The sequence below is a fragment of the Lacinutrix gracilariae genome (assembly GCF_042684485.1).
Classification (GTDB): Bacteria; Bacteroidota; Bacteroidia; order Flavobacteriales; family Flavobacteriaceae; genus Oceanihabitans; species Oceanihabitans gracilariae.
Window position 1 is genome coordinate 23,498 of sequence record NZ_JBHULM010000009.1, and the last position, 23,581, is coordinate 47,078.

The window sequence follows — 23,581 nt, forward strand, 5'->3', positions numbered from 1 at the left end:
TAAAAATAGAATTTAAATTAAAACGTTTCCTGTTTTTCAGGAATTACAAAAATATTTATGAAATACATCACACACCTTTGTAGAATCCTTGTAGGAGGATTATTCATTTTTTCAGGATTAATAAAGTTAAATGATCCATTAGGTTTTTCTTATAAATTACAAGAATATTTTAGTGAAGACGTTTTAAACCTTCCGTTTTTAGAACCTTATGCTTTGGCTATTTCGGTTTTTGTGGTGGTGTTAGAAGTTGTTTTAGGTATTTTTTTACTTATTGGCTATAAACCAAAATTTACAGTACGAAGCCTTTTTGCAATGATTGTATTTTTCACTTTCCTTACCTTTTATGCATGGTATTTTGATAAGGTAAAAGATTGTGGTTGTTTTGGTGATTTCTTACCAATGAAACCAATAGAAAGTTTTATTAAAGACTTAATCTTACTAGGCTTAATAGTTGTTTTACTAATAGGTTTAAAACATATAAAACCTATATTAGGAAAGTTTCCTACTACCTTATTAGCTCTTTTAGGCTTTTTAGGAAGTCTTTGGTTTGGCTACCACGTGTTAATGCATTTACCAACTTGGGATTTTAGAGCGTATAAAGTAGGAGCAAATATTCTTGAAGGAATGTCTACTCCAGAAGATGCACCAAAGGCTGTGCAAGAATACACATGGACATTTAAAGTAAATGGCGAAGAAAAAGAATTTGTAACCGACGGAAGTTACCCAACTGTAGATGGAGAATATATAGGAGTAGAAACTAAAATTATAGATGAAGGCTATGATCCTCCAATAAAAGATTTTTCTATTGAAAGTGATGACGAAGATTTAACAGAACAGTTTTTAAATGAAGAAAACCTTATTATGGTTATCTCTTATAATTTAGATACTGCAGAAACTCAAGGTTTGCAGGCGTTAAAAACAGTAACAGACAAAGCAATTAAAAACGGTTACAAAGTTATTGGTTTAACAGCTTCTGGAACCGATGAAAAATTAAAAATAAATGCCGATTATGCATTAGACTTTAATTGGTATTTATGCGATGAAAAAGCATTAAAAACAGTAGTTCGTGCTAATCCAGGAGTGGTGAAATTACACCAAGGAACGGTTACTCAAAAAGTACACTGGAATGATATTGATGATTTAAAATTACCAGTAGTAGAAAGAAAACTAGAACCTAAAAAGGAAGAAGACTTCGCTTCGGTATTATTTTTAATCGATAACGAAATAGCAACCAAAGAAGCAGCAGATGCTCTTGACTCAGAAACTATAGAAGCGGTTAATGTGGTAAAAGAAAGAACAGAAGGTGACCTTTTAGATTCTATTAATGTAGCAAACAATACTTCTTTTGAGTCGTTAGTAGAAATAACATTAAAAAAATAAAAGCGATACCAAAACACTTCTAAGTATTAATAAAGATTTGCTAGAGGAGTTAAAAAGTAGGAAAAGCTAAAAAGAAAACCAGAAAATTACGTACCACTGATAAGCTACTTAGTAAATAAAACCGGTTATGCATTACTCACTTTATTTGGTGTAGTAACCGTTATATTCTTTTTATTTAACGTGCTTCCTGGAGATCCTGCACAAATGATGCTTGGTCAAAATGAAGATAGCGAGCAGCTAGCATTAGTAAAACAAAAGTATGGTTTTGATAAGCCTATAAGTACACAATATGTATACTATTTAAATGATTTGTCTCCTATTTCATTTCATTCTAAAAACAAAAATAACTACACCTATTTAAGTACAAGTAAATATACAGCTACCAAGCTGTTTTCTGTAGGTAATACCATAGCAGTTTTAAAGTTTCCATATTTAAGAGAGTCTTTTACTAAACAAGGTAAAAAAGTTAGTCAAGTACTTGCAGAAACATTACCAAATACGTTTGTTTTGGCAGTTTCAGCAATAGTAATAGCGATGCTTTTAGGTGTTTTTTTAGGAGTGGTTTCAGCATTAAAAAAAGATAGTTTTTTAGATAAAGCCATTCAAATATTTAGTACAGTTGGTATGTCTGTGCCTTCGTTTTTTTCGGCTATATTGTTTGCTTGGTTATTTGGTTATGTTTTGCATAAATACACCAATTTAGAAATGACAGGTAGCCTTTATGAATTAGATGATTATGGCGAAAAACTTCACATACAATGGAAAAACTTAATACTTCCTGCTGTTGTTTTGGGTATTCGTCCGCTAGCTGTAATTATTCAGTTAATGCGTAACTCTTTATTAGAGGTTTTTAATCAAGATTATATACGTACAGCAAGAGCTAAGGGCTTGAGTGAGTTTCAAATTATAAAAAAACATGCCATAAAAAATGCACTAAATCCTGTGGTTACCGCAATTTCTGGATGGTTTGCATCTATGCTTGCAGGAGCTGTTTTTGTAGAATATATTTTTGGTTGGAATGGTTTAGGAAAAGAAATAGTAAACGCATTAAATACTTTAGACTTACCAGTAATTATGGGTTCTGTTTTAATTATAGCAACCCTTTTTGTAATTATTAATATTTTTGTCGACATAATCTACACGTGGTTAGACCCAAAAGTGACATTGAAATAATGTCATTATCAGAAAATTACAATTATTTTAATAATCAATAAACCATTTTTTGCACATGGTTTATACATAGTAACTGCATGTAAATCATGAAAAAACACCTATTAGTAGTATGCTTCAGTATTTTATTTATAAGCTGTAAAGCACAAGAAACACCAACACAATTTACTCAAGAAGCATTAAATGATACTTTTATTTCTTTTGAAGGAGAAAACATTTCCTTTAAGCAAATTTTAGAAAAACACAAAGGCAGCACTATTTTAATAGATGTTTGGGCATCTTGGTGTGGTGACTGTATACAAGGCATGCCAAAAGTAAAAGTACTTCAAGAAACCAATACAGAAATGGTATTTTTGTTTCTTTCTGCAGACAAATCTATCACTAGCTGGAAAAAAGGTATAAATAAGTATCAAGTAAAAGGAGAACATTATTTTATGCCAAAAGGAATGAAAAGTATTTTTAGTAAATCTATTGACTTAGACTGGATTCCTAGATACCTAATTATTGACGCACAAGGAAACATAAAACTATATAAAGCTATAAAAGCTGATGATAGTGAGTTATTAAAAGCATTAAATTAGTTACTTTTGTTTTTTACCTATATTTAATAGCAAGGTTTCTATGATGAAACTTTGGTAGTAGGTAGTAATAAATTAGTTTAACTTAAAAAAAGATTTTCGCTTTAGAGGATAAAAGATATGAGAAAAAATATAGTAGCAGGAAACTGGAAGATGAATAATGATCTTTCACAAACAGAAACCTTAATAACTAACTTAAAAAAACAAACGCAAACATCTACAGCAGAAGTAATGATTGCGCCAACATTTACTAATCTTTGGCCTGCTTTTGATGCTTTAAGACAATCTAATATTGAAGTAATAGCACAAAACATGCATTTTGCAGAAAATGGTGCATATACTGGTGAAATTAGTGCTGCAATGTTAAAAAGTATTGGTGTAGAAACTGTGATCTTAGGACACTCAGAACGTCGTGCATACTTTAATGAAACCGATGAACTATTAGCAAAAAAAGTAGATGCAGCATTGGCAAATAACATGCGTGTTATCTTTTGTTTTGGAGAAGAATTGGCAGATAGAAAAGCTAATAACCATGAAAACGTAGTAGCATCACAAATAAAAAATGCTTTATTTCATTTAGACGCAGCAGCTTTTAAAAATATTGTTTTAGCCTATGAGCCTGTTTGGGCAATTGGTACAGGAGAAACTGCAAGTCCTGAGCAAGCACAAGATATGCATGCCTTTATAAGAGAAACATTAAACAATAAATATGGAGCAGAAACAGCAAATAATGTTTCTATTCTTTATGGAGGAAGTGTTAAACCAGCAAATGCTAAAGAAATTTTCTCTAAACCAGATGTAGATGGAGGATTAATTGGAGGAGCAGCTTTAAAAGCCGAAGATTTTTACGCTATAGTAAATGCCTTTTAAATGGACAAAGCTTCAGTAAAAGAGCTATTAAGAAATTTAGGAATCATTAAAATTGTTGATAATCTTAGGTATTTAATAGTTAAATTTAAAAATAAAACTAAAAATAGTAAGTTTATAAAAGAAAACCCTACGGTTAAATTACCGCCAGATTATTTGTTGTATGAGTCCCATCTTTTAAACTATCAAGAGTATATAAAAAATGGAATTATAGATGCTAAAAACTTAAAGCAATTATTAGAAAAACACATCAATTTAAATAATAAAAAGGTGCTAGATTGGGGTTGTGGTCCAGCAAGAGTTATTAGGCATTTTCCTGATTTGTTGCCAAATACACAGTTTTTTGGTACAGATTATAATAAAAAAAGTATTTCTTGGAACAAAGAGAATATTCAAAATGTACAGTTTCATAATAATGCTATAAATCCACCAACAGATTTTAAAGAAAACACTTTTGATGCTATTTATGGCCTATCTATTTTTACCCATTTATCCGAAGAAAACCATAACAATTGGGTTAATGAGTTGTACCGAATAGCAAATAAAAATGCCATATTAATAATTACAACACATGGCGAAGCTTTTAAAGAGAGGTTAGTAAAAAAAGACCAGCTTAAATTTGAAGCAAATCAACTAGTTGTAGAAGCAAATACACTAGAAGGACATAGAACCTATGCAGCATATCATCCTCCTAAATGGATGAAAAAACAGTTTCAAGAAAAATTTGAAATTGTTGAGCATATTAAAGGAAATAAAGAAAATTGGGGAATAGCTCAAGACACTTGGGTTATTAAAAAAGTCTAAAACTAAAGGCTCCTTAATTAATATTTAAAAGATACATTAAAAAAACATGTCAAATACAATATATATTGGCTACTACTTTAAAGTAGAACCTATTCAACCAGGAACAGAAATTTTAATTGCAGAACTAGGTTATGCAGGTTTTGAAAGTTTTGTAGAAACCGAAGAAGGTGTTACTGCATACATTCAAAAAGAAGAATGGCAAGAAGATATTTTAAATGATATTCAAATATTAAACTCAGACGAGTTTGACATTAGCTATACTTTTGATGAAATAGAACAAACCAATTGGAATGAAGAATGGGAGAAAAATTTTAGCCCAATAGTGGTTGATGATTTATGTTCTGTTCGTGCACCTTTTCATGAAAAACTAAATACTAAATTTGATATTGTTATAGAGCCTAAAATGAGTTTTGGAACAGGACATCATGAAACCACACACATGATGTTACAACATATTCTTCAAAACGATTTTAATGGTAAAACAGTTCTAGATATGGGCTGTGGTACAGGAGTTTTAGCAATTCTTGCCGAAAAAAAAGGAGCAACAAAATTAGACGCTATAGATATTGATAATTGGTGCTATTTAAATAGTATTGAAAATGTAGAGCGCAATGATTGTCATAAAATTTCGGTTTTTGAAGGAGATGCAAGCTTATTAAAAGGAAAAAGCTATGATATAATTATAGCCAACATTAACAGAAATATCTTGTTAAACGATATGGAAACCTATGCAGCAGCTTTGAATAAAAACGGAATGCTTTTTTTAAGCGGATTTTATAATAATGACATTCCTATTATAGAAGAAGTTTGTAATAAGCATATGTTAAAATTAGTCGAAAAATTAGAAAAAAATAAATGGGTATCTTTAAAATTCATAAATTAGTAAAGCAATAATGCCTTTTTTCCTTAGAAAAAATACCTTAAAGATAATTGGGAGATGAGTACAAAAGAAAAAATACAAGAACAAGTTCAAGTAGATACTAAAACGCAACACCTTAATGAAATAGTGTTGTATAATGACGATGTAAATACTTTTGATCATGTTATAGATACACTTATTTATGCATGTGATCATACTCCAGAACAGGCAGAACAATGCTCTATTCTTGTGCATTATAAAGGACAATGTACTGTAAAAACAGGAGTTTATGATGAGCTAGAACCTCGTTGTACTATGCTTTTAGATGCAGGTTTAAGTGCAGAGATTGTTTAAAATTTTCCAAATACATAATCAAATTAGAAGATTCTAAAATTTACTCGTACTTTTGCAATATGATGGAAGAACAAGTAATTCTTGTAAACGAAAAAAACGAGCAAATTGGTTTAATGCCAAAGCTAGAAGCACATGAAAAGGCATTATTGCATCGTGCTTTTTCTGTATTTGTATTTAATGATGCCAAAGAGCTAATGTTGCAACAACGCGCTTTAGGTAAATACCATTCTCCTGCACTGTGGACCAACACTTGTTGTAGCCACCAAAGAGAAGGAGAAAACAATATACAAGCAGGAAAAAGAAGATTGCAAGAAGAAATGGGGTTTGTAACAGAACTTGAAGAATCAATCTCTTTTATTTATAAAGCACCTTTTGATAATGGTTTAACAGAACATGAATATGACCATATTTTAATAGGTAAATACAATGAAAAACCTTGTGTTAACCCTGAAGAAGTTGCCGATTGGAAATGGATGTCTTTAGAAGCTGTAAAACAAGATATAGCAGACCAACCTGAAGTTTATACAGCTTGGTTTAAAATTATTTTTGATAAATTCTACCAACACATAAACATTACATAAAATGAAAGTAACGGTTAGTAGAAAAGCACATTTTAACGCAGCACATAGACTGTATAGAAAAGATTGGAGCAATGAAAAAAATGCCGAAATTTTTGATAAATGTAGTAACCCTAACTTTCATGGTCATAATTATGAACTTATAGCAAGTGTAACAGGAGAAATTGATCCAGAAACAGGCTATGTAATAGATATTAAAGTTTTAAAAGATATTATTAAAACAGAAATAGAAGACGCCTTTGATCATAAAAACTTAAATATAGAAGTGCCAGAATTTAAAGAACTAAACCCTACAGCAGAAAATATAGTAGTTGTCATCTACAATAAAATTAAAAATAAACTAGCAGCACATTTAACATTAGAGGTGGTTTTATATGAAACACCTAGAAATTTTGTAAGCTACTCAGGAATATAGATGTTGAATATGTTAACATACCCTATAAAATTTGACCCCATTTTAAAAGAGAAAATCTGGGGAGGACAAAAACTTAAAAGCCTTTTAAATAAAGAAAGTGATTTAACTAATATTGGTGAAAGCTGGGAAATAAGCGATATCGATAATGGTGTTTCTGTTGTAAATAATGGAGCTTTAAAAGGAAAAACTTTAAAAGATCTTTTAAATACTTATAAAGCAGCATTGATAGGTGATAAGAATTATAAAGTTTTTGGTAACAAATTTCCTTTATTAATTAAGTTTATAGATGCAGAAAAAGATTTATCTATACAGTTACATCCTAATGATGCATTAGCAGCTAAACGTCATAATTCTTTTGGTAAAACAGAAATGTGGTATGTTTTGCAAGCAGAAAAAGAAGCAAACTTAATAGTAGGCTTTAATCAAGAAATGAATTCAGAGACCTATTTAAAGCATCTAAAAGCAAAAACGCTACCAGAAATTTTAAATTTTGAACCTGTAAAAGAAGGAGACTGCTATTTTATAGAAGTAGGACGAGTGCATGCTATAGGAGCAGGAGTGATGCTTGCCGAAATACAACAAACTAGTGATATTACGTATCGCGTATACGATTGGGATAGAGTAGATGCTAACGGAAACGAAAGAGAATTACATAATGATTTAGCAATAGATGCCATAGATTTTAATTTAGAAAATGATTATAAAGTAAACTATTCTAAAAGCATTAATAAGGTAAATGAAATGGTAGACTGTCCTTATTTTACCACTAATTATTTAGAAATAACCAATACTATAAAAAAAGAAAATAAAGTAGATTCTTTTATTATTTATATGTGTGTTTCTGGAGAAGTAGAAATAGAAACTGCCAATGCAACAGAGCGAATTATAAAAGGAGAAACCGTATTAATTCCTGCTGCAATAAAAACGTTTCAAATTTCTTCTAAAAATGCGAAACTATTAGAAGTTTATGTTTAATTTTGCAGCAAATTAAAATTTTATATTATGGCAAATAAAAGAATCCTAAAAAAAGACATAAACTATGTGTTAGGAGATATTATTGAAGCAGTTTATGTTTGGGAATATGCAAATTCAGATAAAGACACTAAAGGAAGCGAAGAAATAATTGATGAAGCAATTGCTACATTTGATGAATTAATTGCAAAAGTTAATGATAGAAGCGTAGAAGATAAAAAAGCTCATTTTAAGGCAATTAACCAAGAGCTAGAAGCTAAAGGTTTAGCGTTAATTGAAAAGATTAATAAACTAGGATAAATTTCTAGTAAAAACATTTGCAGATATCATTTTCAATATTATATTTGCATTCGTTTTTGCCGATGTAGCTCAGCTGGCTAGAGCAGCTGATTTGTAATCAGCAGGTCGTGGGTTCGAGTCCCTCCATCGGCTCTTTAAAAAACCTCTCAATTTTTTGAGAGGTTTTTTTATGCAATAAACTTTAGATTTAAAGTTCTTTTAAGTGTAGATAAAGAATCTATTATTTATACACTCTCTTCTTGTTTTTAGAGCTGTTTTTATGCTATAAAGTTTAAGAGAGGTAAACTCTAGCAAATTGTATAAAAGCCTATTTAAATTGCGTTATTTATTTCTTTTACGCGGTAAAATAAATGCAATAAAAAAATCCCAAACATTGTTGTTTGGGATTTTTTTGTTTTTACTCTTATTTCTGCTTTTTAGACCTATTTGCAGCACTCTGGCTTTAAAAAGCGAATAAGGTTAATTGTTCTTTTTTCTCTCTGCTATAAGCGCTTCTAATTCTTTACCATATTTAGAAGCTTTTACTTTTGGTGTTAATACCTTATTTATGGTGTCTAACCATTTTGTTTGTGCATCAGAAATTTCAGATATAGCTAAGTAAGGAGCAATTTCATTGTCTTTATTTGCTATAGCAAAGTTTACAGTATATAAGTACTTGCTTTTTATTAAGCTATTATACGCTTTTGCATTGGCAATAATTTTAGCAGTATCCTTAGCAACTTTTGCATCAAACTCTTCTTTTATTAGGTTAAGATTTCTGTTGTTAAATCTTGACATAACTAATAGATATTCTTCTAAAGCTTTTTGTTCTTTAGATCCTTTAATTTTAGCATCTAAGCCAAAATTTTTCACACTAGTATTTATTTCTGTAACTCCTTTATTAGCAAAAAACGAAATGGTTTCATCGTCGCTAGTATTTTTGTTTAGTTGTAAAAAATACATTTCTGGAGTTTCTAAATCGCTTTTAAAAGTAATAGGAGCTTCGCCTTTCACTACTATTGAATCTAATGTTATAACAGTAGAATCTTGTACTTTTTTAAGATAAACGGTTCCTTTTTTTAATCCTTTAATGTTCACTTTTACGGTTAAATCTTTTTCTTTTCCGCAAGAAAAAAGAACAGCTAATGCTAGTACAAATATTGTTTTTTTCATTTAAGATAAATTTATTTCAGAGAGCTTTCCGTGTAAACGAAAATCTATTTATGGTTATTTTTAAGTTGCGCAAATATGCTATAAATATTTTTTAAATACTAGCTAGCTGCTGCTAATTGCATTAAAATAGTACAGCCTATTGCAGCAATGGTTCCTACAGCATAACCAAATACAGCAAGCAATACTCCAACGGTTGCAAGTGATGGATGAAAAGCAGAAGCTACAATAGGAGCAGAGGCTGCGCCACCAACATTTGCTTGGCTACCAACTGCTAAAAAGAAGTAAGGTGCTTTTATAAGTTTTGCTACAAAAATGAGTAGTAAAGCGTGAATTGTCATCCATACAAAACCAATTGCTATTAGTCCGAGATTATCAAAAATCATGGTTAAATCCATTTTCATACCAATAGAAGCTACTAATATGTAAATAAAAATGCTTCCTATTTTACTTGCTCCAGCACCTTCGTAGTTTTTTGCTTTAGTAAAAGATAGTATTATGGCAATTAGTGTTGCAATGCTTATCATCCAGAAAAAAGAAGAACCTAAAAAGGTAAGCATGTTTCTTGTGGTTGCAGAGGCTATTCCTGATACTGCATTTTCAAAAAATGGTGCTAAGAAACCTGAGATTAAATGTGCAAAACTTACAGCTCCAAATGCAATGGCAAGTATTAACATGTAATCTGTTAAGCTTGGGTTTCTTTTTACACTTTCTGTAAAAGTAGATACTTTTTCTTTAAGAGCTTCAATAGAAGAGGTGTCTGCTTTTAACCATTTGTTAATTCGGTCACGTTTTCCAATACCAATAAGAATGATTGCCATCCAAACGTTAGCAACTACAATATCGACAAATACCATACCTCCATATAGTTTTTGGTTGTATTGGTAAATTTCTAACATGGCAGTTTGGTTTGCACCACCACCAATCCAGCTTCCTGCTAGTGTAGATAAACCTCTCCAAACAGCATCAAAACCAGAACCACCTACTGTTTCTGGAGATACTGTTGAAATAAGTAAAATAGCAATAGGACCACCAATGATGATACCTACTGTTCCTGTAAAAAACATAATTAAGGCTTTCCATCCTAAATTAAAAACAGCTTTTAAATCGATACTTAGCGTCATTAAAACTAATGCTGCAGGAAGTAAATAACGACTAGCTACATGATAGATACTTGTTTTATGACTCACTATTTCACCAACTTGGTCTACTGTCTGCCATTCTGGAGCAATTAAGCCTATAGATGTCAGTACTGCAGGAACCATATATGCCATAAAAAGCCCTGGAACTATTTTATAAAATTTAGACCAAAATCCGGTTTTTATATTTTCTGTATAAAATACAAAGCCTAGTGCTAGCATTAAAAAGCCAAAGACAATTGCGTCATTGGTAATTAGTGGTGTGTTTTCCATATTAGTTAGTTTATACACGCAAAATACCAAATTAATTGTGAATTTTAAAAGTTTGGCATGAGATTTGAAATATACTTTACAGTTACTACAAGAAGCTTTTTTAGAGTGTGGTTACTTTATAATTAAAGTGTAGTGACTAATTTTTGGTTGGTTAGTTAAGAAAAGCATTCTTTGGAGTGCTTTTCTTTTTTTATGCCAATAGGTTAAGGACAACTACTTATGCTGTTTAATTTTAGTATAAGCTTTGTAGCTTCCTGTTTTTATAAGAAAAGCAAATAGATTATTTTATAAAAGCTACAATACTCTCAATTACTTCAGGATTAATTTTTCTTGTAATTTCATTATAAGATTTTGAGTTTTCTAAACTATCTCCTTCAATGGTAAACAGAATGTGGTTCATGTTTTCTATTATTTTAATTTGGGCATTTGGGTTGGCTTCTTTTAAAAGCGTAGCTTCAGTAGTAGTTACTTGCAAATCTTTAGTTCCATTAATAATAAGAATAGGTATTTGTAGCTCTTTAATTTTCTCTGAAGGATCATATTGTATCCAATTACTCATAAAGGGTTGTAGGCTTATATCAAAAATAGAAGCTAGTGCAGGAGGATAGTCTGTAGTGGTTTTGTTTTCTTTTAAAACAGCAAAGGTTTTTTTTGTGTCTTCGGTAAACATTGGTGCTGTTTTTTCAATTTGTTCTTGTATTACTAGGTCTATGCTTTTTCCTGCTCCAGCCAGTGAAATAAAACCATCTGCTTTGTCTTTTGCAGCAAGCATACCTACTAAGCTTCCTTGGCTATGACCAATAAAGTATATTTTAGAATATATATTCTTTTCTTTAAAATAATCTATAACAGAAATAGCATCTGTTACAAAATCATCAAACATAATATCTTTATCTACTTTTCCTTTTCGTATTTGCTTTACAATGCGTTTATCATATCTAAAGGTAGAAATACCTTGGTTAGTTAAGCCTTCGGCTAGTTTTTTTAAGGAGTTATTTTTTAAAAAATTCTGATTTCCATCTCTATTTGTAGGTCCTGAACCAGCTATTATAATTGCTAAAACAGATTTACTATTGTCTTTTGGTGTTAATAAGGTACCATCTATTAAATTATTAACAGCAACTTCTTCAGCAATAAATGTTTTTTCTTGTGCAATAGTTATGCAACTGAATAGTAGAGAAAGAATTAAGAATTTAATTTTCATAACGTAACTTTTAAGGATTTGTACTATTAAATAATTACCAATGTATTTATAACGTAAAATTAGAAGAAAATAATTTACAGAACGAAAAAAAAAGAATTGTTTTTATGTTTTTAGAACGTGCTTTTAATCGGTAGTATGTGTGTTTTTATCGATAAATGTTAAAAATATATGCATTTCATCGAAAATAAATGTTTTTTAACGTGATTACTTAAATATATTTATACTTTTGCTATATGCTAAAGACATACTTTTAGTTTAATGGATTAATTAATTGATATTTGCATTATGTTGTTGATACTAGTAACCCTAAATCATACCATATTTAAATATGCAAATTATAAGAACAGAGGTTGAGGGACCTCTGTTTTTTTTATGCAATAATTCTAAAAGTTAAATTTATTCTTTCTGCAATCTTTTTTTTAGTTTTTGGTATTTGGTGTAACCAATTTTCTTGAGTTTTTCCTTTCATAATTAGTAAGCTACCATGTTGTAATGTTAGTTTTAAGCTGTGCTCTTTTTTTGTTTTATGTTTTAAATGAAATCGTCTTTCTGCACCAAAACTAACCGAAGCTATAATAGGCTGATTTCCTAATTCTTTTTCATTATCAGCATGCCAACCATTACTGTCTTTACCATCTCGATATAAATTTGCCAAACAAGTAGTGAAATTTGTGTTACATATAGTTTCTATACGCTGTTTAATACTTAAAAGTTCATTGGTAAATGCATTAGGATACATAGTAATGTTAGAGTAGGAGTAGGCTTTATTATTGTTGGCATATAACGCTGTAAGTCTTGGTTGTAGATGTGTTTTTCCAAAAAGGCTTATAGAATCTTGTTGCCAAGCAATGTTTTTTAATAAGCTTTTAAAATATGCATCAGCTTCTGTTTTATCGAAACATGCTGGATAATAGATTGCCTCTCCATCTTCTAATTGTAAATTTATAGCTTCGTTAAATAACATAATTTATAGCTCAGGAATACATTTATATTTTTCCTAAATTAGCAATTAAAGATTCTAATATGAAAATGAAACTAGCTTTTTTACTTTTTTTATTACAAAGCACTGTGTTTGCACAATTACCAGAGGGTTTTGTATATGTAGATGATGTTATTCCAGACATACAATTCGAGTTACGTTATTGTTTAAATAATAATTTTGTTGGTGAACCTGTAGCTGGTTATCATGCTGAGGTTTGTATACTTACAGCACAAGCAGCAAATGCTTTAAAAAAGGTGCAAGAGGCACTTAAAAAAGATAGTTTGTCTTTAAAAATCTTTGATGCCTATAGACCACAAGAAGCGGTTAATAATTTTTCTGAATGGGCAAAAAATGTAAATGATACTTTAATGAAACAGCAGTATTATCCTGAAGTAGATAAGCGTAATTTATTTAGAGATGGTTATATTGCTTCACGTTCTAGACATAGTAGTGGTAGTACTGTAGATCTTACTATTGTAGATTTAAAAACAGGAAAAGAGCTAGATATGGGAACTCCTTTTGATTATTTTGGTAAAGCTTCGTGGTATTTACATGATGATTTAACTGAAAAACAAAAAGAAAATAGAGCCTTATTGCATAATGTAATGAGCACTTATGGGTTTAGACATTACCCAAAAGAGTGGTGGCATTTTACTTTAAGAGGTGAGCCTTTTAAAAATCAGTATTTTAATTTTCCTGTGGAGTAATTTATTCTTGCTCTTTAAACACTTGTAAACCTAAACCTATAGCGTAATTATTTAAGCCAGCCTTTAAAAGGTTAGAGTCTTCAATGTTTTTTTTATCAAATAAAACCCATTGGTTATCATTTAAAAATACACGCTTTACAAAAGTTTTTGGTGTTTTTATTTTATCTGTAAAAGGCAATAGAGGTCTAAAAGTTGTTGAGATTTTTACAATTCCTTTACTCGTTTTTACTTCTCTATACTTTTTATTTGGTAATAGTTTTCCAGCTTTATCTGTATAACCTAAAACTTGAAGTGAAACAAATAAACCGTCTTTTGGCATAAAAATATCATTGTTGGTAACATTTACTTCAAAAATACTTTCGCTAGCTTCGGTGACTCTAAAAACTATTTTGTCATAGGTTAGCACATCTCCAGGAAGTCCATTGTTGTTTTTGTAAAACTGCACTCTAAATAAGGTTGAAAATGGTATTTTATTAGAGGTTTTTGTTTTGCGTTTACTCCAATCTTTAGCTTCAACTTTTATAGGCAAAAGGAGCGTGTTTATTTTTTTTGGTTTAGAAGGATTATCATTTTTAAAATATACAGCAATTTCACTTTCTATAGTTGGTAGCCAACATTTGTAATAGTCATCATGAACGGTTGGTTTTAAAGTTTCGGTTTTAGATTTTCCTTTTGGAAAATAATTTAAAAGAACTTCATCTAAAGCATCTTGAAAAGGGGTTAATTCTATCTGCTTGCTAAGGTTGGTTGTTGCTATTTTAAAATTTTCATATCCTAAGGCCGAAATATATAGAGTGTCTATATCTGCATATAGTTTTTTTGTGAAAATAAATGTTCCTTCGTCATCAGCAAAGATTCCGTTTCCGTTACCAAACGAAATAGTAGCATAAGAAACAGGGTTTTTATTTTCTTTATCTAAAATAGTAGTTTGAGCTAAGCTGATGCTGCTGACTAAAAAGGCTATTAATAGAATGGTGTATTTTGTCATTTTTATTGTTTTACTCCTGTTTTACAAAATACAGCGCTTCTTGATAGCATCCAAAAAAAAATAGAAATGCTAGTGTTAATTGTTACAATTGGTGTGTTTTTTATCAATCATTTGAGGTGACACATTAATTAGGCGCTAGCTAGTATCTATTTTTTTAATACCAACGTTTCTTTTTCTTTTTAGAAGCTTCGCTCTTTCTTCCTTTTTTATGTTTACTTCCTGTTTTTTTAGAAGTATGTCTAATAGGTTTTGCTTTAGGGTCTAAAGGAAAAGGATGTTCTTCTTCTACAGGAATTTGCACATTTATTAGTTGCTGAATACTTTTAATATATGCTTTTTCATCTGCAGAACATAAAGCGTAAGCATTACCAAAGTTTCCTGCACGACCTGTTCTACCTATTCTATGTACGTAAGTTTCTGGTATGTTTGGTAAATCAAAATTAATAACTGCATCTAGTTCGTTAATGTCAATTCCACGAGCAGCAACATCTGTAGCAATTAAAATATTTACATAACCGTTTTTAAACTTTTTTAGGGCATCCTGACGTAAGTTTTGGGCTTTGTCACCATGAATAGTTTCTACTTTAAAGTCATTTTTTAAAAGTGTTTTTTCTAATTTATCTACACCAAATTTGGTACGTCTAAAAATTAGAATATTTCCTTTTATGGTATTGCGTAGTAAGTGTAAACACAATTCTATTTTATCCTTTTTAGGTACGTAATACAATACCTGACTTACATTTTTTGCAGCAGAAGAGGTAGGTGTAACTTCTACACGTTCTGGAGTTTTTAAAATAGTATTAGCAAGTTGTTCTACTTTAAAAGGTATGGTTGCAGAGAACAATAAAATTTGTTTTCCTTCAGGACAAAGGCGTTCTATTTTTTTTACATCATCAATAAATCCCATGTCAAGCATAAGATCTGCTTCGTCTAAAACTAAAGTTTCTACATAATCTAGATTGATGCAATCTTGTTTATGTAAATCTAGTAAACGACCAGGAGTTGCAATTAAAATATCTACTCCTTTTTTTAATATGTCTTTTTGTGGCTCTATACTTGTTCCTCCATAAATAACAGTACTTGTTAAATTGGTGTTTTTAGCATAAGTTTTAAAGTTTTCTTGTATTTGTGCTGCTAATTCTCTTGTTGGACTTACAATTACTGCGCGAATTTTTTTTCCTTTTTTAGATCCTTCTTGCTTGTCATACAATAATTGTAAAATAGGTAATGCAAAGGCTGCTGTTTTTCCTGTTCCTGTTTGTGCAGAACAGATAACATCTTTTTTGTCTAATACAAAAGGAATTGTTTTTTCTTGTACTAATGTTGGGTTGTCGTAACCTGTTTCTGCAATAGCACGTAGTAAAGGTTTGTTAAGTTGTAAGTCTTTAAATGACATAAAATTAAAAAGTTTGGTGCAAAGATAACTTAAAAGTTATTGTTGTTTAGATATAAAAGAAACCCTTTTTTTTAATAGGTTATAAGTAAAAATAAGAAAACAAATGCATTTAATTAAAAACGGCTTTATACTTTACTGTAACATTTGTTAAATTAACAGATAAGGTTTCTAACCATTGCAACTGGTTACTTATTAAATGCGCTTCTTGAAGGTTTAAAAGAGATTTAGTATCAATTTGTGTTTGTCCTGCTTTTATAGCAATATCTCTTTTTTCTGATAAATGATGATAACGTTCTTGTAATTTTTTATGCGCTTGATCTATCTCTTTTTCTTCTGTAAAATGTGCTGATTTTTTACTTTCTAATTTTGAAGCAGTATGGTTTAAAGAACTAGAAATATTATCAATAATGGTGTCAAATTCTCTTGAAGCCGAAGTTGTTTTATGATTTAAAATATAGCTTCCAATAGCTGCTATGGCAGAAAGTATGGTATGGTTTAAAGTTACCATATCATAAATTAAAGCAGATTCTTTTTGTTTTGATCTTGGGTCTTGTGTTAACCTTTGAAACGCTGCATTTAAATTACTCATAGCTAAAAAAGCTTCTTTTCTTGATAGTTTATATTCTAAACTATTAGCTTCTTTATCATGGTATAATTTTTTGGTAGCTTCTAGGTAGTTACTGTTAGATGTAATTACATTAACAATAACTGTATCTAGATTTTTATATTCCCAACTTGGGAAAAGTAAATAATTAACCAAAACAGCAATAAACGCTCCAATTATAGTATCTATAACACGATATTGAACCACCAAAAAGGCATTAGGATCTATTAAAGCATACACAAATACAATATGAAGTGTTATAAATGCAGCACCTATTTTATAACTCTGTTGTATTAAGGAAAAAGCAAAAGTTAAAGATACAATAGCTAGTGTAATATAAACCGCTGTGTTTTTAGTAATTAAAATAATGCTTGTAGCTATTAATGCTCCAATAATAGTACCTATAATACGTTTTTTAGAACGTTCTTTTGTTAAGCCATAATTAGGACGCATAATAACAATAATGGTTAACACAATCCAATAGGCATTTTTTAAATCTAAAAAACTACCTAATAAAAATGCGAAAACAATTGCAAAAGACAGTCTTAAAGCATGTCTTAACATTGGAGATTTTAAACTAAAATGCTGTAATAAAATATTAAAACTATAATCTTGAGAAGTTAAAAACTGTTTAGATTCTTGTGCTTTTAAAGAAGCTTTAGTGTTGTCTTTTACTTTCTTTAAAACACGTCTAATAGCTTTTACTTCTTGTAGTAATTGCTTTTGGTAGTCTTGAATGTTTCTAAGCGTTATTGCGCCTTCACGAGCTTTTGGTAAGCGTACTAGTGCAACATATTCTTCTATAGCAATATCTGTTTTGTTATAGCTTTTGTTTAATGCGTTAATATCTGGTAGCTTTCCTTTTTTTATTAATAATTCAGACAAAGTAATAAGGTGATTACCCATTACTTTATTCATTTTTTTAAAAGCATTTAAATGGGTTTTATGTGCACCAAATAAGGAATCTATTTTAGAGTAGTCTAGAGCGTTTGCTTCTGCTAGTTCAAAAATATCTATTAAAGAGATAAATATTAGTAGTCGTCGCTCACTAGAAAAAGACCTACCAGAACGTTTTCTACCTTCTAAAAGCGACTCTCGTAAGGTTTCGTGTTTTTCGCTTATTTGGTTTTGTAAAACGAGTGCTTTTTTTGAGAATTTTTCGCGTTTATTCTGTTTAGTAAGTAACTTGGCTCTTACTTTTAGGTACTTACCAGTAAGCGATAAGGTGTCTGAAAGTAATTGGTCATCATCTTTTTTAGGAAATAACCAGTTTGAAAGTAAGGATATTATTAAATACCAAATACCACCAATACCTAATAAACCAACATGTATAAGAATAGCTTTTACATCTGTTTTTTCAATAGCTAAAGCCAATACAATGGCAAGTAAACCAGAAAAGGAAATTAAAGAAGCTCTAAAACCATAGACCGAAATTAAACTTATAGCAAAACTTAAAATAGCAATTGCAAGGAGTAATAAAATAAAAACAGGTTTGGTTATAAGTATAATAAAAGTGACTAGTAAAGTTAATGCTATACTGATGAGTATACCGTTAATTTTACGTCTTAAACTACCAGGAATATCACTTGGAGCATTTAAAAAAGAACCAAGAGCAAGAGCAGGAGCAAATTGAAATAAATCTAAAGCACTAAAAAAAGCTAAAGGAAAAACAACAGCAACAGTAAGTACAACACCTCTGTAAAAGCTGGAGCCTTTAAGAAACAGTTCTGTGGTTATGAAGTAGTTTTTTAGCTTTTTTTGCATGTAGATGCAAAGGTAGTTTAATTGTTTTAAGCCATGTAAACCTTATGTTAATTATAACAGAATAAATTTTACTATTTAACTTTTAGAAACGTGAATTGTGTAGGTTGCAACAATGGCATCTTCTAATTTTAAATGTACATCATACTGTCCTTTACGTTTAAATGCATAGCTAAAAGTAACAAGTCCGTTTTCATTTTTTAGATTCTCAATTTTAAAAGCTTTTTCTTGCATTCCAGAATAAGTAATAAGTTTTACGGAATTGGTTTTTACTGCTTGTAATGCTCTAAACCGAAATACAATGGTTTCATTTGTTTTATAATCTACTTGCATTTTTTTTGGACTTGTAGTAATTATTTTGTGCTTAAACGTTTCTCCATACACTAGAGGAGAAGCAACAAATTCTGAAGCAATTAAAGCATTGTCTAGTAACCATTTTTTTTCTGAAGGATAATGGTTTTGAGCAAACAAAACAGGATCTGTTAAAAAGTAGCCATCATTATAATCTGGTAGAAATAACGAATAATTTACTACATAACCACTAGACCAAGTAGCATCACATAAATACCATTTGTTGTTCAGTTTTACGGCATTCCAAGAATGGTTGGCTAGCTCTAGCTTGCTAATATTAGCTTCTGTAGATCTTCCGTAACCATTAATAATTTTACACTCTATATTTGCTATAAAGCATAGTTCTTTAATTAAATAAGCATAACCAGTACACATGGTTTTCTTATTTCTTAAGAGTTTTTTAAAAGCTGTTTTCTTGTATGTATTATTCCATTTTATATAAGCGAAACTATCGTTTTTTAATTTTTTTCTTTTCTTGATAACCTTGTTGTCTTGACTAGCATCTCCTTTTATGTTTTTACAAACCCAAGTATAAATAGCTCTAAATTTTTCAACATCTGTTGGTAGTTTATGCGTAAGATGATGCGCAAGTAACGGAAGATTTTCTAAACTGCTGCCTTGGTAAAGCATTGCAGTATTATCTGCAATAGTAAAGTCGATGTCTTTAAAATCGGATACTTGCGCAATAGCACTATGTATAAAGAAAATGATAATATAAAAGAATCTATTTTTCATAAAGTCTTTTGGGTTTTAGTTTCTTTTTGAAGCATATACTTTTTTAGAAGCAACTTTTCCCATGATGATACAGGTGTCCATATTCATGCCTACTTGTAGGTTGATTTTAGAAGTTGTGTTTTCTTCTGTAATGACTACTTTTTTTGTTTGGTAGCCAACGTAACTAAACAATAAAACATCTCCTTTTTTAAGTTTTTTAGGAAACTCAAAATAGCCATCAAAATCTGTAGTTGTACCAATGGTAGAATTCTGTAAAATAACTGTTGCACTTGGTAGCGCTATACCATTTTCGTCTACAATAGTTCCTTTTACTTCTATTTCTTGTTGTTGGTCTGCTGTATTAATTTCTGAAGAATTTCCTGAAGCTTCCACTTTTTTAATGTCTTGTGCTTGTGCAGAAGTTATGCTAAAAATGGATAAGCAAGCTAAACCAATTCCGCTAATAATACTTCGTATGCTACTTTTTGGGGCTTGTTGCTTGTAGGTTTTTAATTGGTTGCTTTTAAATCTACCACACGTGTTATTAGAACTTTTGTTTTTAAAAAAAGCACTAATTTCTTGAGTATTCATTGTGGTAAAGTCAATCACTTCTTTTTGACAAGAGCCACAAAAACCTCCTTTTGCAGTTGATGAAAATTGATTGAAATCTTCAGAACAAGGAGTTTTAATGTTTAAATGGATTTGATTTTTCATAATATATGGTTTTAATGTTAATATAAATCAAACCTATATATTGTATAGCTGTTTTAAAACCGTTAATTAGTAAAGACTACTTTTTAATACGTGAAGTATGCTTTTTGGCTAGTTAGCCTAATTACATAAATTGGGTTTTATGCCTAAGTTGTTTGCAAGCTTGCGTCTTCGTAACGTAATTTTATTTGGATTGGTTTTTAAAAACTGAATAGGAAGCTCTGTTTTTGATGTTATGGCTTCAAAAGTAGTTTTGTGTTCAAAAAAAGCTTCGCTTGTATATGTTTTACCTAAGTAGGTAAATTCAAAACAAATAACATAAAGAAATTCTTCTATGTTTTTAGCTGTTCCTCCATTAAAGCTACTTGTGGTATGTGAATAGTTATCTACTCTTTTGTTGGTTACTTTTGCAATAGTATAGCTTCCGTATTTTTTAGTAAGTGCTTGGTTGTAGTAATATAGTATGCTTGAAGGAAGTGTGTATAACATAAAGGCTGTTGGTAATAATATAAAGACAAAACCAAAAAGCATGAAGCCGTATTTGTTTTCCTCTACGTTGCTTCCTAAATACATAAAAGCACTACCAAATAAAACAAAAACCAACCAAATACCAAAAAGCCCTAAATGTTGTTTTAGGGCTAATAGTATAAATTTTTTTCTGTCGGAAAAAGGAAGTTTCACAAGTTTAATTACTTACAACTAAGTTATCCATGAATGGTTTCATTTTTACCATAGCTTTTAATGAGTTCGCCTTCAAAAAGTAAAAAATCTTCCCAGCGTTTTTCTACATCTACGCCTTTACCATATTGTCTTGCAAAAGAAATAAAGGTAGTATAGTGTCCAGCTTCACTAACCATAAGTTCATGATAAAACTTGGCGAGTTCTTGGTCTTTTATAGTTGTAGATAACAGTTTAAAACGTTCGCAACTTCTGGCTTCTATCATTGCCGAAAATAGCAATCTGTCTACCAGTTGTTGGTGCTTGTTTCCGCCTTTAATAATAAATTTAAACAGCTCGTTTACATAGCTGTCTTTACGTTCTGGACCCAAAGTGTAACCACGCTCTTTAATGATATTATGCACCATTTGAAAGTGCTCTAATTCTTCTTGAGCAATTACAAGAAGTTCGGTTACCAAATCTACATGTTCTGAGTTTAGTGAAATTAATTTAATAGCATTGGTTGCTGCCTTTTGCTCACACCATGCATGATCGGTTAAAATTTCTTCTAAGTTAGATTCTGCAATATTTGCCCAACGAGGATCGGTTTCTAATTTAAGCCCTAACATATTAATTTGTTGCTTTTTTTAATGCTTCTTCGCCACCTACAATTGGTAAAGAAATGTTTGTTTTATCTAAGTCTACAGTTAATTCTGTTCCTGGTTTTGGGTGTAAAGTAAACTCTTTATCACTAGAAAAAATCATTAACCCAATTTGTTGTCCTGCAGCAATAACTTGATCGTCTGGTTGTAATGTGAATTTTAAATCGTAGAACTTTCCAGGTATTAAATCTTCGCTTTCTCTAAGAGATTTATAGTTTTGAGGATCTGCCCAACCACGAGTAATAATATTATCTGTAATTAGTTTAGAGGTTTCATCATAAGGAAGAGATACTAACCAAACCGATAAGTTTACAGCAGGTTTGTTACTAGCAACACTAATAGTAATTTCACTTAGTCCAGAAATATGCAGATCCGATTTTAGCTCTGGAGTAACATATAATAATCTGTTGTTAGATTCTTTAGCAAGTGCATGCTCTTTACCAGAGATATTAAAATCGTCAACTAAAGTTTCTGTTTTTTGATCTTTCTCTTTTTGTAAAGTTAAGGTGCCAGCAGTATTTCCGCCTTTATTTAGGTAAAGCGTAACGTCTTTAGCTTCTGGATTAGGATATGCTTTATATGCAGTAGGGTTTTCTCTGCTGTCTTTTTCTCTAACTATCCATGCTTCCGCATCGTTTTCAACACCATTATCAATACCATGTAGATAATGAGTAAACCAACGATTCATCATTGTTATTGGTGGTGGTCCTCCATGTCCGTTTTGGTGGTAATATATTTGTGAAGGAATACCTTGTTTTTTTGCTTGGTTAAAAATACGGTAACTATGCTCTGGCATCACATTCCAATCGTTAAAACCATGTGACATAAGTAAAGCTGCTTTCATATCTTCCATCTGATTTAAATAATCACGACCAGCCCAAAAATCATTATAATCACCAGTAATTCTATCCATACCATTTTTCATTTCGGTATCTCTAACGGTTTTGTTGTTGTAAGGACGTTTGCTTTCGTCTCCACTATGAATAAAATCGAAAAGCACATCAATATCTTCTCCTAAATATCCTCCAGGAGAACGAACTAATCCGTTAGATCTGTAATAATTATAATAAGCTGTATTTGGTGCAATTGGTATAATAGCTTCTAAACCATCTACTCCTGTGGTAGCAGCAGCAAGCGGAATGGTTCCGTTATATGAAGTTCCTGTCATACCTACTTTACCTGTAGACCAAGTAGCTTTTACTTCTTCGTTTCCGTAAGGAGTAGTGTATCCTTTAGCACGACCATTAAGCCAGTCAATTACAGCTTTAGGTGCTAGAGATTCGTTAATACCACCAACAGTAGGAGAACCTTGAGATAATCCAGTTCCTGGTGAAGAGGAGTGTACAACAATATAACCACGAGGAACCCATTTACGAATGTGAGAATTAGATATTATTGGTCTTTTTCCTTTTCGTATTACTTGAGGATGCACACGTTCTTGTGTTGCTGGTTCACCTAGTTCATGTTCTACATTCCACATAATACCATCAACATCTGGAGCAACTCCTGCAAAATATGGACTACTAACATATATAACAGGTAATTTTAAACCTTCTGTTTCTGTTTGTTTTGGTCTAGTAACAGAAACGTGCATTCTGTCTAAAGTGTCATCACCATCTGTATTAAAGGTAGTTTCTACCCAAAGGTCATGACGTATCCACTCTTTGTAATCTTTAAAACCTTCTACAATTTGTGCTTCACCATCTTTAAATACAGGAACGGTTTTTTCTTGTGCATAACTAAAGGAAGCCACTAAAAAGAAGAGGCTAAATAATTGGAAAATAGAATGCTTTTTTCTCATAATAATTGCTAATTTATTTAAAGGTACAATGTAGCTATTTTTTTGCGAAGGGAGTGATAGCAAAATGTTAAGGGAATTGTAAATATTTTGTTATCTGTATAAGAAAAGCCTTAGTATACTTTAAAATATTGTATAAAAAAAACCACCAAAAAGGTGGTTTTTAATTTTCTAGTATCTGCTGTTAGTAGTCAGAAAAACATGTATA

24 protein-coding genes and 1 tRNA gene are annotated in these 23,581 nt (G+C 30.7%); 13 read left to right on the top strand and 12 right to left on the bottom strand.

Going from position 1 to position 23,581, the window contains the following annotated elements; translation table 11 throughout:
- The first annotated feature begins 57 nt into the window (after positions 1-57).
- The 12 genes from ACFSSB_RS06315 (at position 58) to ACFSSB_RS06370 (ending at position 8,409) form a co-directional block, all read left to right on the top strand.
- A complete protein-coding gene (locus tag ACFSSB_RS06315) occupies positions 58-1,380 on the top strand; it encodes a BT_3928 family protein (RefSeq protein WP_379902188.1) in 1,323 nt (440 codons plus the stop codon).
- A gap of 96 nt (positions 1,381-1,476) precedes the next feature.
- Positions 1,477-2,553: an ABC transporter permease gene (locus ACFSSB_RS06320; protein ID WP_379902548.1), complete on the top strand. Its 1,077-nt coding sequence runs from the start codon at positions 1,477-1,479 to the stop codon at positions 2,551-2,553.
- Positions 2,554-2,639: 86 nt separating this feature from the next.
- Positions 2,640-3,131, top strand: coding sequence for a TlpA family protein disulfide reductase (locus ACFSSB_RS06325; protein WP_379902190.1), 492 nt, complete (start codon positions 2,640-2,642; stop codon positions 3,129-3,131).
- Positions 3,132-3,248: 117 nt separating this feature from the next.
- Positions 3,249-3,998 carry a triose-phosphate isomerase gene (gene tpiA, locus ACFSSB_RS06330; protein WP_379902192.1) on the top strand — a complete coding sequence of 250 codons (750 nt, stop codon included), beginning with the start codon at positions 3,249-3,251 and terminating at the stop codon, positions 3,996-3,998.
- A complete protein-coding gene (locus tag ACFSSB_RS06335; protein WP_379902194.1) occupies positions 3,999-4,799 on the top strand; it encodes a class I SAM-dependent methyltransferase in 801 nt (266 codons plus the stop codon).
- Positions 4,800-4,845: 46 nt separating this feature from the next.
- Positions 4,846-5,682, top strand: a complete 837-nt coding sequence (gene prmA / locus ACFSSB_RS06340; protein WP_379902196.1) for a 50S ribosomal protein L11 methyltransferase — start codon at positions 4,846-4,848, stop codon at positions 5,680-5,682.
- Between the two features lie 54 nt (positions 5,683-5,736).
- A complete protein-coding gene (locus tag ACFSSB_RS06345) occupies positions 5,737-6,012 on the top strand; it encodes an ATP-dependent Clp protease adaptor ClpS (RefSeq protein WP_348305166.1) in 276 nt (91 codons plus the stop codon).
- A 59-nt stretch (positions 6,013-6,071) separates the two neighbouring features.
- A complete protein-coding gene (gene idi / locus ACFSSB_RS06350) occupies positions 6,072-6,593 on the top strand; it encodes an isopentenyl-diphosphate Delta-isomerase (protein WP_348305168.1) in 522 nt (173 codons plus the stop codon).
- Between the two features lies 1 nt (position 6,594).
- Complete coding sequence (locus ACFSSB_RS06355) at positions 6,595-7,005, top strand: 6-pyruvoyl trahydropterin synthase family protein (protein WP_348305170.1); 411 nt, start codon at positions 6,595-6,597, stop codon at positions 7,003-7,005.
- Between the two features lie 9 nt (positions 7,006-7,014).
- Positions 7,015-7,980: a type I phosphomannose isomerase catalytic subunit gene (locus ACFSSB_RS06360; protein ID WP_379902199.1), complete on the top strand. Its 966-nt coding sequence runs from the start codon at positions 7,015-7,017 to the stop codon at positions 7,978-7,980.
- A gap of 27 nt (positions 7,981-8,007) precedes the next feature.
- On the top strand, positions 8,008-8,277 hold the full coding sequence (locus tag ACFSSB_RS06365) for a hypothetical protein (RefSeq protein WP_215967074.1): 270 nt from the start codon (positions 8,008-8,010) through the stop codon (positions 8,275-8,277).
- Between the two features lie 58 nt (positions 8,278-8,335).
- A tRNA-Thr gene (locus ACFSSB_RS06370) sits at positions 8,336-8,409 on the top strand.
- A gap of 327 nt (positions 8,410-8,736) precedes the next feature.
- On the opposite strand, the gene ACFSSB_RS06375 is transcribed toward ACFSSB_RS06370, so the two are convergent.
- From ACFSSB_RS06375 to ACFSSB_RS06390, 4 genes are all read right to left on the bottom strand, one after another.
- The gene (locus ACFSSB_RS06375) at positions 8,737-9,429 is read right to left on the bottom strand and encodes a DUF4369 domain-containing protein (RefSeq protein ID WP_348305174.1); all 693 of its coding nucleotides are present in this window, start codon (positions 9,427-9,429) and stop codon (positions 8,737-8,739) included.
- Positions 9,430-9,527: 98 nt separating this feature from the next.
- Entirely contained in the window at positions 9,528-10,838 is a 1,311-nt protein-coding gene (locus ACFSSB_RS06380; protein ID WP_379902202.1) for a DUF819 family protein, read from the bottom strand.
- A 280-nt stretch (positions 10,839-11,118) separates the two neighbouring features.
- Positions 11,119-12,042: an alpha/beta hydrolase gene (locus ACFSSB_RS06385; RefSeq protein WP_379902204.1), complete on the bottom strand. Its 924-nt coding sequence runs from the start codon at positions 12,040-12,042 to the stop codon at positions 11,119-11,121.
- 370 nt (positions 12,043-12,412) lie between these two features.
- Positions 12,413-13,006 (bottom strand): alpha-ketoglutarate-dependent dioxygenase AlkB family protein, encoded by a 594-nt coding sequence (locus ACFSSB_RS06390; protein ID WP_379902206.1) that lies wholly within the window; start codon positions 13,004-13,006, stop codon positions 12,413-12,415.
- A 59-nt stretch (positions 13,007-13,065) separates the two neighbouring features.
- Here ACFSSB_RS06390 and ACFSSB_RS06395 point away from each other — a divergent pair, with 59 nt between their 5' ends.
- Positions 13,066-13,731: a M15 family metallopeptidase gene (locus ACFSSB_RS06395; protein ID WP_379902208.1), complete on the top strand. Its 666-nt coding sequence runs from the start codon at positions 13,066-13,068 to the stop codon at positions 13,729-13,731.
- 1 nt (position 13,732) lies between these two features.
- Here the strand turns inward: ACFSSB_RS06395 and ACFSSB_RS06400 are convergent, their stop codons facing one another.
- The 8 genes from ACFSSB_RS06400 to ACFSSB_RS06435 all read right to left on the bottom strand — a co-directional run bounded on the left by ACFSSB_RS06400 (position 13,733) and on the right by ACFSSB_RS06435 (position 23,376).
- Positions 13,733-14,719, bottom strand: coding sequence for a hypothetical protein (locus ACFSSB_RS06400; RefSeq protein ID WP_379902210.1), 987 nt, complete (start codon positions 14,717-14,719; stop codon positions 13,733-13,735).
- Positions 14,720-14,873: 154 nt separating this feature from the next.
- The gene (locus ACFSSB_RS06405; RefSeq protein ID WP_379902212.1) at positions 14,874-16,115 is read right to left on the bottom strand and encodes a DEAD/DEAH box helicase; all 1,242 of its coding nucleotides are present in this window, start codon (positions 16,113-16,115) and stop codon (positions 14,874-14,876) included.
- 109 nt (positions 16,116-16,224) lie between these two features.
- Positions 16,225-18,483, bottom strand: coding sequence for an FUSC family protein (locus tag ACFSSB_RS06410; RefSeq protein WP_379902214.1), 2,259 nt, complete (start codon positions 18,481-18,483; stop codon positions 16,225-16,227).
- Positions 18,484-18,558: 75 nt separating this feature from the next.
- Complete coding sequence (locus tag ACFSSB_RS06415) at positions 18,559-19,566, bottom strand: transglutaminase domain-containing protein (protein WP_379902217.1); 1,008 nt, start codon at positions 19,564-19,566, stop codon at positions 18,559-18,561.
- Positions 19,567-19,581: 15 nt separating this feature from the next.
- Positions 19,582-20,259 (bottom strand): carboxypeptidase-like regulatory domain-containing protein, encoded by a 678-nt coding sequence (locus ACFSSB_RS06420; RefSeq protein ID WP_379902219.1) that lies wholly within the window; start codon positions 20,257-20,259, stop codon positions 19,582-19,584.
- A 117-nt stretch (positions 20,260-20,376) separates the two neighbouring features.
- Entirely contained in the window at positions 20,377-20,937 is a 561-nt protein-coding gene (locus ACFSSB_RS06425) for a hypothetical protein (protein ID WP_379902221.1), read from the bottom strand.
- Between the two features lie 23 nt (positions 20,938-20,960).
- Positions 20,961-21,542: a tRNA-(ms[2]io[6]A)-hydroxylase gene (gene miaE / locus ACFSSB_RS06430; protein WP_379902223.1), complete on the bottom strand. Its 582-nt coding sequence runs from the start codon at positions 21,540-21,542 to the stop codon at positions 20,961-20,963.
- Between the two features lies 1 nt (position 21,543).
- On the bottom strand, positions 21,544-23,376 hold the full coding sequence (locus tag ACFSSB_RS06435) for a Xaa-Pro dipeptidyl-peptidase (protein WP_379902225.1): 1,833 nt from the start codon (positions 23,374-23,376) through the stop codon (positions 21,544-21,546).
- Positions 23,377-23,581: the final 205 nt, after the last annotated feature.